At 72.4% G+C, this 15640-nt stretch carries 15 protein-coding genes; 6 read left to right on the forward strand and 9 right to left on the reverse strand.

Translation table 11 applies throughout. From position 1 onward, the window contains the following. The first annotated feature begins 7 nt into the window (after positions 1-7). Positions 8-982 carry an acyl-ACP desaturase gene (locus tag ACWDX6_RS06585; RefSeq protein WP_451483832.1) on the forward strand — a complete coding sequence of 325 codons (975 nt, stop codon included), beginning with the start codon at positions 8-10 and terminating at the stop codon, positions 980-982. Between the two features lie 13 nt (positions 983-995). On the opposite strand, the gene ACWDX6_RS06590 is transcribed toward ACWDX6_RS06585, so the two are convergent. The 4 genes from ACWDX6_RS06590 to ligD form a co-directional block, all read right to left on the reverse strand. Beyond that, a complete protein-coding gene (locus tag ACWDX6_RS06590) occupies positions 996-2327 on the reverse strand; it encodes an SDR family oxidoreductase (RefSeq protein ID WP_451483833.1) in 1332 nt (443 codons plus the stop codon). A gap of 101 nt (positions 2328-2428) precedes the next feature. After that, a complete protein-coding gene (locus tag ACWDX6_RS06595) occupies positions 2429-2704 on the reverse strand; it encodes a WhiB family transcriptional regulator (RefSeq protein WP_451483834.1) in 276 nt (91 codons plus the stop codon). Positions 2705-2801: 97 nt separating this feature from the next. Next, on the reverse strand, positions 2802-3566 hold the full coding sequence (locus ACWDX6_RS06600; RefSeq protein WP_451483835.1) for a class I SAM-dependent methyltransferase: 765 nt from the start codon (positions 3564-3566) through the stop codon (positions 2802-2804). Positions 3567-3643: 77 nt separating this feature from the next. Next, positions 3644-4666, reverse strand: a complete 1023-nt coding sequence (ligD, locus tag ACWDX6_RS06605; RefSeq protein WP_451483836.1) for a non-homologous end-joining DNA ligase — start codon at positions 4664-4666, stop codon at positions 3644-3646. A 52-nt stretch (positions 4667-4718) separates the two neighbouring features. Between ligD and ACWDX6_RS06610 the strand changes: the two genes are divergently transcribed. Then, positions 4719-5789 (forward strand): ATP-dependent DNA ligase, encoded by a 1071-nt coding sequence (locus ACWDX6_RS06610; RefSeq protein ID WP_451483837.1) that lies wholly within the window; start codon positions 4719-4721, stop codon positions 5787-5789. Between the two features lie 17 nt (positions 5790-5806). On the opposite strand, the gene ACWDX6_RS06615 is transcribed toward ACWDX6_RS06610, so the two are convergent. After that, positions 5807-6979: an HTTM domain-containing protein gene (locus tag ACWDX6_RS06615; protein ID WP_451483838.1), complete on the reverse strand. Its 1173-nt coding sequence runs from the start codon at positions 6977-6979 to the stop codon at positions 5807-5809. Next, a complete protein-coding gene (locus ACWDX6_RS06620) occupies positions 6976-7614 on the reverse strand; it encodes a DUF5819 family protein (protein ID WP_451483839.1) in 639 nt (212 codons plus the stop codon). The genes ACWDX6_RS06615 and ACWDX6_RS06620 overlap by 4 nt, the downstream gene beginning before the upstream one ends. A 578-nt stretch (positions 7615-8192) precedes the next feature. Here ACWDX6_RS06620 and ACWDX6_RS06625 point away from each other — a divergent pair. Next, complete coding sequence (locus ACWDX6_RS06625; RefSeq protein ID WP_403291619.1) at positions 8193-8447, forward strand: hypothetical protein; 255 nt, start codon at positions 8193-8195, stop codon at positions 8445-8447. Between the two features lie 130 nt (positions 8448-8577). On the opposite strand, the gene ACWDX6_RS06630 is transcribed toward ACWDX6_RS06625, so the two are convergent. Further along, positions 8578-9018 carry a YchJ family protein gene (locus tag ACWDX6_RS06630; protein WP_451483840.1) on the reverse strand — a complete coding sequence of 147 codons (441 nt, stop codon included), beginning with the start codon at positions 9016-9018 and terminating at the stop codon, positions 8578-8580. Between the two features lie 140 nt (positions 9019-9158). Between ACWDX6_RS06630 and ACWDX6_RS06635 the strand changes: the two genes are divergently transcribed. Next, positions 9159-10943 carry a hydroxysqualene dehydroxylase gene (locus ACWDX6_RS06635; protein ID WP_451483841.1) on the forward strand — a complete coding sequence of 595 codons (1785 nt, stop codon included), beginning with the start codon at positions 9159-9161 and terminating at the stop codon, positions 10941-10943. A 30-nt stretch (positions 10944-10973) separates the two neighbouring features. On the opposite strand, the gene ACWDX6_RS06640 is transcribed toward ACWDX6_RS06635, so the two are convergent. After that, positions 10974-11360: a VOC family protein gene (locus tag ACWDX6_RS06640; RefSeq protein ID WP_451483842.1), complete on the reverse strand. Its 387-nt coding sequence runs from the start codon at positions 11358-11360 to the stop codon at positions 10974-10976. A gap of 17 nt (positions 11361-11377) precedes the next feature. Here ACWDX6_RS06640 and ACWDX6_RS06645 point away from each other — a divergent pair, with 17 nt between their 5' ends. Next, positions 11378-12721, forward strand: coding sequence for a 6-phospho-beta-glucosidase (locus ACWDX6_RS06645; RefSeq protein ID WP_451483843.1), 1344 nt, complete (start codon positions 11378-11380; stop codon positions 12719-12721). Between the two features lie 58 nt (positions 12722-12779). After that, the gene (locus tag ACWDX6_RS06650) at positions 12780-14696 is read left to right on the forward strand and encodes a M64 family metallopeptidase (protein ID WP_451483844.1); all 1917 of its coding nucleotides are present in this window, start codon (positions 12780-12782) and stop codon (positions 14694-14696) included. A 124-nt stretch (positions 14697-14820) separates the two neighbouring features. Here ACWDX6_RS06650 and ACWDX6_RS06655 read toward each other — a convergent pair whose 3' ends face one another. Continuing rightward, the gene (locus ACWDX6_RS06655) at positions 14821-15627 is read right to left on the reverse strand and encodes an SAM-dependent methyltransferase (protein WP_451483845.1); all 807 of its coding nucleotides are present in this window, start codon (positions 15625-15627) and stop codon (positions 14821-14823) included. Positions 15628-15640 lie beyond the last annotated feature (13 nt).

The following is a 15640-nucleotide window of genomic DNA, read 5'->3' on the forward strand; positions in this document are numbered from 1 at the left end:
AGTCCCCGTGACGCTCACCTCTCCCCACCTCGGCAGCTCGACCGGGTGGACCGACGCCCGACTGCTGTACGCGCTGGAAGAGGTCGTCGAGAAGGAGCTCAACCGGCACCTCAAGGTCACCAAGGACTGGATGCCGCACGAGTACGTCCCGTGGTCCGACGCCCGGAACTTCCCCGGCTTCTTCGAGGACGGCGAGGCCTGGGACCCGTCCCAGTCCAAGGTGACCGACATCGGCAAGATCGCCCTCGTGGTCAACCTGCTCACCGAGGACAACCTCCCCAGCTACCACCACGAGATCGCCAGCCTCTTCGGCCGCGACGGCGCCTGGGGCACCTGGGTGCACCGCTGGACCGCCGAGGAGGGCCGCCACGGCATCGTGATGCGCGACTACCTGCTGGCCTCGCGCGCGGTCGACCCGGACAAGCTGGAGCAGTTCCGGATGGCGCACATGAGCGAGGGCTTCGAGTCGGACAACCGGCACTCGATGCTGCACTCGGTCGCGTACGTCGCCTTCCAGGAGCTCGCCACCCGCATCTCGCACCGCAACACCGGGCACCAGTCCGGCGACCCGGTCTGCGACCGGATGCTGGCCCGGATCGCCACCGACGAGAACCTGCACATGGTCTTCTACCGCAACCTCCTGGGCGCCGCCTTCGAGCTCGCTCCGGACCTGACCATGCAGGCCGTGCGGGACGTCGTCGTCAACTTCCGGATGCCCGGACACGGCATGCCCGGCTTCGAGCGGGCGGCCGCGCAGATGGCGATCGGCGAGATCTACAACATGCGCATCCACCACGACGACGTCCTGCAGCCGGTGCTCCGCTTCCTCAAGGTCCTCCAGATCGAGGGCCTCGGCCCCGAGGGCATGAAGGCCCAGGAGGAGCTGGGGCTCTACATGAACGGCCTCGACAGCGAGGCCAGCAAGTTCGACGAGAAGCTCGCCGCCCGCAAGGCCCGGATGGAGGCCCGCGCGGCCGGCTGAGCCGCGCCGGGCGTCACCAGTCGGCCACGGCGTAGTCCTTGAGGAACACCCCCGAGACGGGTTCCCCCGCCTCGCCTCGGACGATCGGGTCGTAGATCCGGGCCGCGCCGTCCACGACGTCGAGCGGGGTACGGGTGCCGGCGGCGGCGATCCGCGCCTTGCGCGGCGTCGGGTTCTCGTCCGTGATCCAGCCCGTGTCCACGCTGCGCATGTGCACGCCCCGCTCGGCGAGCTCGGCGGCGCTGGTCCGGGTGAGCATGTTGAGGGCGGCCTTCGCCATGTTGGTGTGGGGGTGCCCGCCCGTCTTGTTGCGTACGGCGAACCGGCCTTCGACGGCCGACACGTTCACGACGTACCGGTGCGGGCGCGGGGACGCGAGGAGCAGCGGCAGCAGCCGGTCGCACAGCAGGGCCGGCGCGACGGCGTTGACGAGCTGGGTCTCCAGCAGCTCGACCGCGTCGAGGTCGCCGAGCCGCACGGACCAGGAGTTGGACGGGGCGAGGTCGGGCAGCAGGCCGGCCTCGTCCGGCTCCAGGCCGGACAGGACCGGCACGCGCTCGGCCGTCTCGTAACCGGGTGCGGGGATCACCCCCGGTGGCAGCGCCTGGCGCTCGCCGGCGGCGAGCAGGGCGTACGCCTCCGGGGGCCGCCGTATCGTCTGGGCGGCGTTGTTGACGAGTATGTCGAGCGGTCGCCCGTCGGCGAGCAGCCGCTCGCACAGGCCGAGGACCTGGCGGGGGTCGCGCAGGTCGATGGCGACCACGGTCAGCCGCTCCAGCCACCGCTCGCTGCCTTCGGCGGCGCGGAAGCGGCGCAGGGTGTCGTGCGGGAAACGACTGGTGACGAGCAGCTCGGCGCCGTCGCGCAGCATCATCAGGGCGAGCTGGAAGCCGATCTTCACCCTGCCTCCGGTGAGGAGCGCGCGCCGTCCCGTGAGGTCGGTGGAGAGGGCGCGGCGGGCGGTGTTGTCGGCGGCGCACGGCGGGCAGAGCCGGTGGTAGAACGGGTCGGCCTGTCGATAGGGCGATTTGCAGACGTAGCAGTGCCGGGCCCGGAGGTAACGGCCCGGGGAGGCTCCGGTCGCGGTCGCGGTGTCCAGGGGCGCGTCCTCCCGCCGGTCGAGCGCCCCGGTCGCGGTACGCGCGCTGAGCGCGGCGTCGGCGGCGGACCGCTCGGCCTTGTGGGCCTTGCGGCGCTTGTTGCGGCTCTCGCGGGTGAAGGTCGCGGCCATCTCCTCGCCGCGCATACGGGCGGGATCTCCGAGGGGCAGCGCGCGCAGTCTGCCGATGGTGCGGCCGAAGGCGGCCAACTCCTCGTCGGTGACGGGCGTCTGGTGGGGCTCCATGATCGCGTGATCGTAGTGCGGGAAGGGGCGCGGCGGCATCCGGATATCGGCCCGCCCGGGCGGTGAGCCGGCACGCGCCGGGCTTCGGGCCCGCCGGTGCTTCAGCCCCGGCCCCGCCCGTTCTTCAGCCGGAACCGTTCCTTCTCCGAGAGCCCGCCCCACACGCCGAACCGCTCGTCGTGCGCCAGGGCGTACTCCAGGCACGCCACCCGGCCCTCGCACGCGCCGCACAGCTGCTTCGCCTCGCGCGTCGAGGAGCCGGGGGCCGGGAAGAAGAACTCGGGGCCGGCCTGGGCGCACAGGGCGTTCTCCTGCCAGGACAGGTCGGGGTCGGCCAGGACGGTCGGAGCGGTCCGTACGGTGGTGTCGGTCTGCATGGTGGACACGCTGCCCTGCGGCTGTAAACGGTCCATCAACGTTCGCTCAATGCGGCGCGCCGATGTGCGTGCGGGAGCTTCGGGGAGGTCCCCGGCATCACCGGCCGGCGTCGGCGGAGCCGGCGGTGTCCCGGCGGAAGAGGGCCGTCCACAGGAACGCCTCGCCGAAGTGCGGGGACTCGGGCGGCTCGTCGTTCATGCGGCGCAGTTCGACCTCCGTCAGGTCGGAGAAGATCCGGCGCAGGGACTCCGGGGTGTAGGCGAGGCCTCCGTGGAGTGCGGACTGGCGGTAGAGGTCGGCGTCGGAGACCTCCGAGCCCATGCCGTTCTCGCCGGCCGCGAAACAGGTCAGGGCGAGATGGCCGCCGGGGGCGAGGAGCCGGTCGAGCAGGCCGAGGTAGCTGACGCGCCGGTGGGGCGGCAGGTGGTGGAAGCAGCCGGAGTCGTGGATCAGGTCGTACGGTCCGGTCAAGCTGGTCGCGGCGAGCTCGAAGGCGTCGCCCTGGTGGAAGCGGATGTCGGCGCCCGCCTCGCGGGCGCGCTCCTCGGCCCAGGCGATGGCCTGCGGCGAGAGATCGACGGCGTCCACCCGGAAACCGAGGGAGGCCAGGTGGAGGGCGTTGCGGCCGGGGCCGCAGCCGAGATCCAGGACGCGGCCGCCGGGAGCGATCAGGCCTCGGCCGAGATACGAGACGAGGTTCTCGTCGGGCTTGGCGACGAAGAACGGGACCGTCTTGGAGCGGTCGTCGTAGAAGCCGTCCCACCAGCCCGCCGCGCCGGCCGTCCAGCGGTCCGCCTCCGGTGCGAACAGGCCGTCAAGGAGCTTCAGTACGTCGTCGACCGTGCGTATGTTCCGGTCCATCCGGACCCCCTTTCAGAGGGGGAAACGGTAGAACCGATCACGGTGAAAGCCCAGTCGCCCACTCTTGAGCGGGTCTCTCACTCCGCCGCCTTCTTCGCCCTGCTGGGCTGTACGCGCTTGGGCTCCCCCGGCATCTTCGGGTACTCCGGCGGGTACGGCAGGTCGCCCAGGCCGTGGTCGGCCTCGTCGCGGCGGGCCAGGTCGAGCAGGGTCTCCAGGCTGAACCGGCGGTCGTCCATGTCCGCGTGGACGTCGCCGGCCTCCGCGTACCGGGCCGGCATGGAGATGATGTCGAAGTCCTCCGGCACCGCGTCGTCGACCTCGTCCCAGCGCAGCGGTGCGGAGACCGGGGCGTGCGCGCGGGGCCGTACCGAGTAGGCGGAGGCGATGGTGCGGTCGCGGGCGGTCTGGTTGTAGTCGACGAAGATCTTCTCGCCGCGCTCCTCCTTCCACCACCGGGTGGTCACGTGTTCCGGCATCCGGCGCTCCAGCTCGCGCCCGCAGGCGATCGCCGCCCGGCGGACCTGGGTGAAGGTCCAGCGCGGTTCGATCGGTACGAACACATGGAGCCCGCGCCCGCCGGAGGTCTTGGGCCAGCCGCGCAGCCCCGCCTCGTCGAGGACGGCCCGCAGCTCGTGGGCGGCGCGCACGGCGTCGGCGTAGTCCGTGCCCGGCTGCGGGTCGAGGTCGATGCGCAGCTCGTCGGGGTGGTCGGTGTCCTCGCGCCGCACCGGCCAGGGATGGAAGGTGACGGCGCCGAGGTTGGCGGCCCACAGGACGGCGGCGGGTTCGGTGGGGCACATCTCGTCGGCCGACCGTCCGCTGGGGAAGGTGATGTGCGCGGTGGGGATCCAGTCGGGCAGGTATTTGGGGGCCCGTTTCTGGAAGAACGACTCGCCGGTCACCCCGTCGGGGTAGCGCTCCAGGGTGGTGGGGCGGTTCCGCAGCGCGCGGGTGATGCCCTCGCCGACGGCCAGGTAGTAGGTGACCATGTCGAGCTTGGTGTAGCCGCGCTCGGGGAAGTACACCTTGTCCGGATTGGACACGCGTACGGTCCGCTCGCCGACTTCCAGTTCCACCGCTGCCGCCTTGCCTGCCATGCGTGTCAGCGTAGGGCTCGCCGACATTCCCCGCATACCGGACAATCGACCCATGGATCTGCCGGTGATGCCGCCCGTGAAACCGATGCTGGCCAAGTCGGTGAAGAACATTCCGCCCGGCATGCAGTACGAGGCCAAGTGGGACGGCTTCCGCGCCATCGTGCACCGCGACGGGCCGGAGCTGGTCATCGGCAGCCGCACGGGCAAGCCGCTGACCCGCTACTTCCCCGAGCTGGTCGAGGCGCTGCCGTCCCGGCTGCCGCGGCGCTGCGTGGTGGACGGCGAGATCGTGATCGAGCATGCCGGGCGCCTCGACTTCGACCGGCTCACCGAGCGCATCCACCCCGCCGACTCACGGGTGCGGATGCTCGCCGCGAAGACCCCCGCCCGGTTCGTCGCCTTCGATCTCCTCGCCCTCGGCGACGAGTCCCTGCTCGACACCCCGCTGACCGAGCGTCGGGCCGCCCTGGAAGAGGCCCTGGGTGGGGTGGAGCCACCGGTCCACCTGGCTCCGGCGACCACCGACCCGGAGCTGGCGGCGCGCTGGTTCGAGCAGTACGAAGGGGCGGGCCTCGACGGGGTGATCGCCAAGCCGCTGGATCTGCCGTACCGGCCGGACGCCCGTCTGATGTACAAGGTCAAGCACGAGCGGACGGCCGATGTGGTGGTGGCCGGCTACCGCCTCCACAAGAGCGGGCCGGTCGTCGGCTCCCTGCTGCTCGGCCTCTACGACGACCTCGGCGTGCTCCAGCACGTCGGCGTCTGCGCGGCCTTCACCGCCCGGCGGCGCGAGCAGCTGGTCGCGGAGCTGGAACCGCTGCGGATGGACCCGCCCGACGGCCACCCGTGGGCGAGGTGGCCGGAGGAGTCCGCGCACGCCGGGGCGCGGCTCCCGGGGGCGCCGAGCCGCTGGTCGGGGAAGAAGGACCTGTCCTGGGTAGCGCTGCGGCCGGAGCTGGTCTGCGAGGTCGGCTACGACCACATGGAGGGCGACCGGTTCCGCCACACGGCGCAGTTCAAGCGGTGGCGCCCTGACCGTACGCCGGAGTCCTGCGGGTACGCGCAGCTGGAGGAGCCGGTCTCGTACGACCTCTCCGAGGTGTTCGCACCGGTTCAGCCGTAGGGCGCCTCGATGCTTCCCTACGGGACGGAGGCGGGCGCGCCGGTCCGGTCCGGGATCGCGGGCCGCGCCTCGGGCTTGCGGCCCGGCCGCACGCGGCCCCACAGGGCTCCGCAGCGCCGGTCCAGCCAGAGCAGCAGGACGGTGGGGGCGAACACCGCGTCGGCGGCGATCATCACCATCGAGAAGTACGGCAGTCCCATCAGCACCCAGATGCCGATGTGCTCGCCGATCATCAGCACGAGCAGGACGTTCTTCACCTTGCGCCGCATGAGGGCGAACGGGAACGCGACCTGGATGGCGACGGTTCCGTAGGTCATCACCAGCGAGAGGAGCGCGTTGCCGCTCAGCGCGTGGCTCAGGGCCGGCCAGGGCGTCAGGAACTCCAGATGCGTGGCGTAGTAGACGGCGGAGCCGTTCTGCCAGGTGGTTCCCTGGATCTTGTACCAGCCGGCGCTGGCGTACACGAGGCAGATCTGCGCCCCGATGACGAACAGGGCGCCGTTGTGCACCAGATGGGCGATGCGGTCGCAGACCTCGCGCGCGGCACCGTCCCCGCCCCGTGCGCGGCCGGCCCACCACCAGAGGCCCTGGGCGGCCCAGAGCCCGGCGAGGAGCGCGATCCAGCCCGCCGAGAGCAGTCCGGCGAGAGCGAGCGGGGCGAACAGGGCGCCGAGCAGCGCCCAGAGCAGGACCCCCGGCGTGTCGCGGTCTCCGGCCCCGCCGCGCGCCGCGCGGCGCGCGTCCAGCGACCAGACCTGGGCGCAGCGGGTGAAGAGCAGGTAGAGCGCGAGGATGTGCAGCAGCCGGTCCCCGGCGGTGGTGACGTAGTCGTTGCGGTGCTGGAAGGACAGCATGCAGAGCACGAAGACGACGGAGCTCGCACGGGTGCGCCAGCCGAGGAGGAGAGCGACGGCCGCGGCGACGGCGAGGAGGTAGAACACCTCGAAGTACGCCTGGCCGTCCCACCACAGCAGGGCCGAGAAGCCCTTCTCGGGCGGGACGCCGCGCTCGGCCATGGCGCGGCTCCAGGCGGCGTCGGGGCCGTATATCGCGGCCCGGTCGGGCCAGTGCCGCAGCAGGTAGACGAGCCAGACGGCCGCGAGGCCGATGCGCAGGACGGCGGTCTGATAAGGCGCGTACGAGGTGGCGGCGGCCCGCTCGTACCAGCGCCGTGCGGTGGTGTCGCTCATCGTGCGCCCGCCTCTCCCGTGATGTCTTCGCGGGTCACCCGGAGCCAGGGGTGGACCTGGCTCGTCGGGGCGGTGGGGACGGGCTTGGCCGCCCAGCGGGGCGGCGTGACGGTGGTGGTGACGGTGCGGAACTGGATGTGGTCGGGTACGGCGCCCCCGGTGTGCCGGCTCAGCGGCCCGAGGGCGAGACGCTTGAGGAAGCGCTCGTAGAGGAGGCCCTCGTCTCCGATCGGACGGCCGGCGGCGTCGTGGTGGCGGCTGTAGTCCCGCCAGCCCTGCCGGATCTGGTCCATGGTCACGCTGGGCAGGAGACTGCCGCGCAGCTCGGCGAGGTCGAGCGCGGTGAGGTCGACCCATGGGGTGGTGCGTGCGGCGCCCTCCGCGGAGCCGGTCCGCGCGCGGGCCAGGATGCGCGTGTTGCGGTCCCCCGGGTCCGGTGCGAACACCCGCCAGCTCTGGGACAGCTCCGGTCCCACATAGCCGTGGATCGTCCGGGCGTACTGCTTGCTCACCGCGTTCTCGGGCGCCACGTGGAAGAAGACCATCCCCAGATGCACGAGGACGGCGCCGACGACGACGACCGCCGCCGCCTCGACCAGGAGGCGTGCCCAGCGCGACTGCGCTGCTGGCTCCATGCGGGTTCCTCAGCTTCCCTTCCCGGCGGACGCCCGCTGCTCCGGGATCCGGCGGTGGGCGGCCTCGTCGAAGGCCGGCTCCGGCTCCGCTCTCGAACTCCTGTGCCGGGCCCGCGTACGAGCCAGACCCGGACAGCCCCCCTGCCGGACGCGGAGCGCGGCCTGCTGCGACCGCGCGTCCTCGACCTTCTCGTTCGCCAGCATGCTACGTGAGCGCCCGGGGGCGTCCGGGCGCCTCCCCACCCGCCGAACAGCCGCGCGGAGGGGTGAGATGCTTCACATTCCACGGCCGTCCACCCGCCGCCGGAAGCGGAATCTCGACTACTCGTTCGGTGGACGGGCGAGCGATCCGGATCACCGGTTCGCCGTGAAGATCGGTCCGCGCGCCACGCACCTGCGGGAACGCCCCGCGCCCGCCGTCGGCCCGACGGGCGGTGGGGGACCGACCGCTCCGCACGCGGCGCCGAACGGCCCCGGCACCGTTGCACCGTGGAGACATCCCCGTCGGCGAAACCGCATCCTCATCCGGTACGTATGTAAGGAGACCCGCCTCCGCAACGGACCACAAGGACTGACCCGTGATCACCTCGCCCTCGCGCCTCGTTCCCGTCCCGATCCCCGACCGCGTGGCCGCGCTGATCGGTTCCTGCCTGCCGCTGCACGTCCTGCAGGCGGAAGTCGACGCCGACAGCGCGGCGCGTGAGGTGTACCGGTTCCGCGGGCCGCTGTGCGCGGAGGACCGCGCGGACCGCGAGCACGCCCTGGCCACGCTGGCCCGTGCCAACAAGATCCTGGCGAAGCACCACCCGCTGCTGCCGGTCCGCCCGATGTGACCGGACGCCGGGGGCCGTGGTGACGGCCCGGCGACCGGACGACCCGGGCGTGGGTGACCGGTAGCGGCCGGGCGCCCTGGCTCGTCGATGTCGCGGGCCGCGTCCGGGCCGGCCCGCTCGGCGTGTCCGGTCAGTCCGCGTCGACGAAATCCCCGTCGACGTAGACCCACGCGCCCTCGTGGCGGGCGAAGCGGCTGCGCTCGTGGAGGGAGCCGGGGGTGCCGCCCCGGGTGTAGCGGGCGACGAAGGTCACGGTCCCGGCCTGGTGGAAGGCGGTGCCGTCCGTCGTGTCCCGGATCTCCAGACCCGTCCAGCGCATCGACGGATCGAAGTCCACCTCACCCGGCCGGGTCGCCGGCGCCCAGGTACGCAGCAGATACGCCTCGTCGCGGGCGACGAAGGCGCTGTAGCGCGAGCGCATGAGGAGTTCGGCGGTGGGGGCCGCGGCGGTGCCGGCGTGGAAGCGCCCGCAGCAGTGGCCGTAGGGGGCGGCGAGGCCGCAGGGGCAGGGCGAGTCCCCGGTCAGGGACGGCGCGGCGGGCTTCTTGGGGCGGGTGTTGCGTCGGGACATGGGGCCATTGTGTCCCGGGCACCGTGGGCGGGATCTCGCCATGTGCGGGAAGGGGCGCGCACGGTGCTTCCGGGTGCGGTCGGGCGCCCGTATGCTCCTGCGCCGGACGCAAGGGTTACCACCGGTAAAGGGGTTGGGGCATGGAGCGTGCGTCGAGTTCACGTCGGACCTTCGTGGCGGGCGCCGCCGCCGTCACGGGGGCGGTCGCCCTCGGAGCCGTACCGACGGCGGCCGAGGCGCGGGCCACGACCGGGGAGGCGTCGCCCTCGTCCGTCGCCGTCCTCGGCGGCGGGGTCGCGGGCCTCACCGCCGCCCATGAACTGGCCGAACGCGGCTTCCGCGTCACCGTCTACGAACGCCGGGCGCTGGGCGGCAAGGCCCGCTCCATGGACGTGCCCGGCAGCGCACGCGGGGGGCGGCGGCCGCTCCCCGCCGAGCACGGCTTCCGCTTCATCCCCGGCATCTACCACAACCTCCCTGACACGATGCGGCGCATTCCCTTCCCCGGGAACCCCAACGGCGTCTGGGACAACCTCGTCGCCCCGGCCGAGATGGCGTTCGCCCGCACCGGCCGCGAGGACCTGCGCATCCCCCTGCCCTGGCCGGGCCACCGGCCCGCCGAGCTCACGCTCGACGAGATCCGCCGCGCTCTGACCGCCTTCATGGAGACCGCGACGTCCATCCCGCTCCACGAGAGCGCGTACTTCGTCAACCGCTTCCTCGTCTTCCTCACCAGCTGTGACGAGCGCCGCGACGAGACATGGGAGCGGACCCCCTGGTGGGACTTCCTGCGGGCCGAGCGGATGAGCTACGACTACCAGCGCATCCTGGCCGTCGGCCTCACCCGCAACATCGTGGCGACCAAGGCGGAGGAGGCCAGCACCCGCACGGTCGCCACGCTCCTGGAGGCCTTCGCCTTCAACGCCCTGGGGCGCGGCGCCGACGGGCCCCTGGACCGGATCCTCGACCTGCCCACCAACGAGGCGTGGATCGACCCGTGGGTCGCCCATCTGGCCGGCCTGGGCGTGGAGTTCCGCGTCGGCTGGACCGTACGCGAGATGGCCTACGACCCGGGATCGGGCCGGATCGGCGCCGCGGTGGTCGAGGACCCGCGGGGGGAACGCCGGTCGGTGACCGCCGACCACTACATCTCCGCGATGCCGGTGGAGCACGCCCGGCGGACCTGGGGCGCCGCGCTGCGGGCGGCGGATCCGCAGCTGGCGCGGTGCGACCGGCTGGAGACCGACTGGATGACGGGCATTCAGTTCTATCTGACCGAGCGCGCTCCGCTGCTCTCCGGGCACGCCAACCTCATCGACTCGCCCTGGTCCCTGACCTGCATCCAGCAAGCGGGCCACTGGCCGTCGCGCGACTTCCCGGCCGACTACGGCGACGGGGCGGTCGTCGACTGCCTCTCGGTGGACATCTCCGAGTGGGACCGGCCCGGTGTCCTCTACGGCAGGACCGCCAAGCAGTGCACCCGCACGGAGGTCGCCCGGGAGGTGTGGGCGCAGCTGAAGGCCGCGTTCAACGACACCGGCCGTACGGTCCTGAAGGACGGCGCCTTGCACTCCTGGTTCCTCGACCCGGGGGTGGACGGCCTCGGCACCCCGAACCCGACCAACGACGACCAGCTCCTCATCCACCCGGTCGGCACCTTCCACAACCGCCCGCAGGCCGCCACGAGGATCCCGAACTTCTATCTGGCCGGCGACTACGTGGCCGTCGACATCGACCTGGCCACCATGGAGGGCGCCAACGCCTCCGCCCGTCAGGCCGTCAACGCCCTGCTCGACCGTACGCACTCCTCCGCCGCCCGCTGCACGGTCACACCGCTCTTCCGCGCCCCGGAGCTGGAGGGGCTCAAGCGACACGACCGGGTGCGCTACCGCCTGGGCCTGCGCAACGCGCTCGACGTCGGCTGAGGAACCGCGGCCCGGCCCTGGCCTCCCGGCTCAGGGCCGGTAGCGCAGCGGATGCCCCTCGGGCACCTCGACGACGGCGATCTCGACTCCGTCGGGGTCCGCGATCCACATCTCGACCAGCCCCCAGGGCTCGGTGACCGGCTCGCGGAGGACCTCCACGTCCCTGCCCCGCAGCTCCTCGCGCACCGCCCGCACATCGGCCACCTGCATCCAGAGCCGCAGCTCCGGCGGGGCCGCCGCGGCGGCGGCCCGGCCGGACACCTCCAGGAACCCGCCGCCCAGGAAGTAGACCGTCCCGCGCTCCGGTCCGGTGCCGAACTCGCGGTACACCGCGAGCCCGAGCGTCTCGCCGTAGAAGCGCCGGGACCGCTCGGGATCGGCCGGCCGGAGCAGAATCCTGCTGCTCAGTACATGCATCCGAGTAGCGTACGACCATGAAACTGACGATTCTCGGAGGCGGCGGATTCCGGGTGCCGCTCGTGTACGGTGCCCTGCTCGGGGATCATGCCGAGGGCCGGGTCACCCAGGTGACCTTGTACGACGTGGACGGCGGGCGGCTCTCGGCCGTCGCCCGTGTGCTCGCCGAGCAGGGGGCCGGGGTGCCGGACGCCCCCGAGGTGGCGGCGACCTCGGATCTCGACGAGGCGCTGCGCGGGGCCGACTTCGTCTTCTCGGCGATCCGGGTCGGGGGTCTTGAGGGGCGGGCGGCCGACGAGCGGATCGCGCTCGCCGAAGGGGTGCTGGGCCAGGAGACGGTCGGGGCGGGCGGGATCGCGTACGGGCTGCGGACGGTGCCGGTCGCGACGCACATCGCGCGACGGATCGCCGAACTGGCCCCGGACGCCTGGGTCATCAACTTCACCAACCCGGCCGGTCTGGTCACCGAGGCGATGTCCCGGGTCCTCGGCGACCGGGTGATCGGCATCTGCGACTCCCCCGTGGGGCTCGGCCGCCGGGTCGCCCGGGTGCTGGGCGCCGACCCCGACGAGGCGTGGATCGACTACGTCGGCCTCAACCACCTGGGATGGCTGCGGGGTCTGCGCGTCGGCGGCCGGGACGTGCTGCCGCGGCTGCTCGCGGACGAGCAGGCCCTCGGCTCCTTCGAGGAGGGCAGGCTCTTCGGCGCGCCGTGGCTGCGCTCGCTGGGCGCGATCCCCAACGAGTACCTGCACTACTACTACTTCAACCGCGAGGCCGTCCGCGCCTACCAGCAGGCCGAGCGGACACGCGGGGCCTACCTGCGCGACCAGCAGGCCGCCTTCTACGAGGAGATGGGCAAGCCGGACACACCGGCGCTGGCGACCTGGCGGCGCACCCTCGCCGACCGCGAGGCGACCTACATGGCCGCCAACCGGGAGGCGGCGGGCGTCGGCGAGCGCGACGAGGACGATCTGGAGTCGGGCGGCTACGAGAAGGTGGCGCTGGCCCTGATGCGGGCCATCGCGCGCAACGAACGCGCCACGCTGATCCTCAACGTCCGCAACCGCACGTCGCTTTCGGTGCTCGACACGGACGCGGTCATCGAGGTCCCCTGCTTCGTGGACGCGGCCGGCGCCCATCCGGTCTCCGTGGCGCCCCTGCCGTACCACGCGGTGGGTCTGGTGACGGCGGTCAAGGCGGTGGAGCGCGAGGTCCTCGCGGCGGCGGAGAGCGGTTCACGGGCGGCGGCGGTCAAGGCGTTCGCGCTCCATCCGCTGGTCGACTCCGTCGTGGTGGCGCGCCGGCTGCTCGACGGATACACCGACGCGCATGCCGGACTGTCCTATCTGCGACGGTGAGTTGTACGGCCGACGAACACCTTTACGCCACTGGGGGCACGGCATACGCTCGCGCCCCATGACCTTTCCTGGCACACGTCTGCGCAGGGTGGCCACCGGATTGGGGACGGCCTGCCTGCTGGCCGCCGGTCCGGTGGCGGCCGGCCCTGCCGTCGCCGATCCGGCCCCCGCCCGGGGCGCCATGACCGGTCCCGTCACCGAGGCGGCCACCGTCGTGCCCGTCCAGACCACCGGACCCGCCGACAAGCGGTTCAACCTGGTGGTGATGGGCGACGGTTACACCGCGGAGGAGATGGGCGCATTCCGGGCCGACGTCGACAAGCACCTGAACGTCCTGTGGAGCGTCGAGCCCTTCGCCTCCTACCGCTCCTACATCAACGTCTGGGCGGTGGAGGTGCCTTCGCCCGACTCGGGCGTGGACTGCGACCCGGGCCTCGACGCGCCGGCCCGTGACACCCCGCTGAACATGGGCTTCTGGGGTGGCTGCAACCCGGACAGCGTGCAGCGGCTGCTCACCGTCGACAGCCGGCGGGCCGCCGCCCTGGCCGATCTCGTGCCGGGAACGAGCGGCGCCAACCGGCAGATCGTGGCGCTCGCCCACAGCGACACCTACGGCGGCGCGGGCGGCAGTTACGCCACCGCGTCCGGCGGGAACGCGCTCTCCTCCCTCATCACCCCGCACGAGATCGGCCACTCGCTCGGCAGGCTCCAGGACGAGTACGACTACTACGCACGCGGCGTCCCCGGCGGTACGTACTCCGGCCCGGAGCCCTCGTCGGCGCACCACACGCTTCTGACCGAGCGGCAGATGCGGGACCAGCGCGCCAAGTGGTGGCGCTGGCTCGGCGAGGAGAGCGAGTCGGGCGGTGTCATCGGCCGGTTCGAGGGCGGGATGTACAGCACCAAGGGCGTCTGGCGGCCGAGCGCGCACTCGCTGATGAAGACGCTCGGGTACGCCTTCGACCAGGTGGAACGGGAGGTGATGGTCCAGGCGATCTCGGCGAAGGTGGACCTGATCCAGGGCCACACACCCGACGCGGCGCCCGTCGGGGCGGACCGGACGGTGTGGGTGGACACCCTGCATCCGGTCGGGGGCGAGCTCGACGTCCGGTGGCGGCTGGACGACCGCCCTCTGAGCACCGGCAACGCCCGGACCGTGGACCTGCGGTCGCTCGACCTCTCCCCGGGCAGGCACACCCTGACGGCGACCGTGAGCGATCCGACGCCGTTCGTCCGGGACCCGGCGGTACGCGGTTCGGCCGCCCTCACCCGTACCGTCCGCTGGACGGTGGACACCGCGCTCACCACACCCCGGGACGATGTCGAGGCGGCCTTCACCGGTCACACCCCGACGGGGACACCGGTCGGCGCGCGGTCGGTGGTCCACGCCGACACCACCCATCCGGCGCACGGCACACCCGCCGTACGGTGGAGCCTCGACGGGCGGCCGGTCGCCAATCCGGGCAACGACCGTGATCTGGACCTGCGTTCGCTGCGGCTCGCCCCCGGTACGCACACGCTGACGGCCCGGATACCGGGCTCGGACGCGGTGTTGAGGTGGACGGTGGACGCCCGTCCGGCGACCGCGTCGTACGAGCTGTCCCCGCCGTCGCGCACGGTCACGCGCCCCGGCCGGCCCGTCGAGTACGTCTACGACGGCGAGTTCACGATGCGGCTGACGGCCCGCGACGACCGGCCGGGAGTCGTGGTGTCCCAGTTCCGGGTGGACGGTGACGGCTGGTACACGTACTACGGCTGGCCGACGGACGCCGACGCGCCCTTCCGCTTCTCCCCGAGCGGCACGGTCATCGACGGCCTCGTCCACGGCAAGCTCGGCAGGAGCCGGACGGTCCCGTGGGAGGACGCGACGCCGGACTACGGCACGCACACGGTGGAGTACCGCACGATCGACGCGGCGGGGAACGTGGGGGCAGCGAAGAAGTTCCTGGTCACCCTGGTGAAGCCGGAGAGCTGACCCGAACCGCCGGAGTCGGCGCCGGCCGGCACGAGCCCGGCGGCAGACGACGGCGAGGTCCGCGGGCGGTGCGACGGCCCGCGGGCTCTTCTCGACGCGACCCTCTGAGGGGTTCCGTTCCGGGTCAGGGCTTGCGCGCGACGGCGGCCCAGCCCGGAATCGGGTCGTCACCCTGGACCGGAACGGGATCACCCAGCTCGGGGTGCCACTCCGCGGTGAGGGACACACCCGGCTCGACGAACTCCATACCGTCGAAGAACGCGGCCAGTTCGTCCCGCGAGCGCGGCCGCAGGGTCAGTCCCCGCGCCTTGTACATGCCGACGGCCTTCGCCGCGCCCTCGGGGTCGAAGTCCCCGGTGACGTGGGAGAGGACGAGGTAGCTGCCCGGCGCGAGCTTCTCGACGATCTTGGCGACCAGGTCGTACGCCCCGTCCTCGTCCCCGACGAAGTGCAGCAGGGCGAGCATCGACAGAGCGATGGGCTGGTCGAAGTCAAGGACCTTTCCGGCCCGCTCCAGGATGGCCGCGGGCTCGCGGGCGTCCGCCTGGATGTACTCGGTGGCCCCTTCGGGAGTGGACCGCAGCAGGGCGGCCGCGTGCGCGAGGACGATCGGGTCGTTGTCGCAGTAGACGATCCGCGACTCGGGCGCGACCTGCTGGGCGATCTGGTGCAGGTTGGGCTCGGTCGGGATGCCGGTGCCGATGTCCAGGTACTGGCGTACGCCGTTGGAACCCAGCCAGCGGATGGCGCGGTGCATGAAGGCCCTGTTGACGCGGGCCATGTCACGGCCGCGGGCGTCGACGGTGAGGAGCTGCCTGGCCATCTCCTCGTCGACCGGGTAGTTGTCCTTGCCGCCCAGGAACCAGTCGTACATCCGCGCCGGATGCGGCTTGCTGGTGTCGATCCGTACGGCTGCTGGGTCCTGGGTCATCGGCACTCCTGGT

Source organism: Streptomyces sp. NPDC003027 (genome assembly GCF_053591435.1).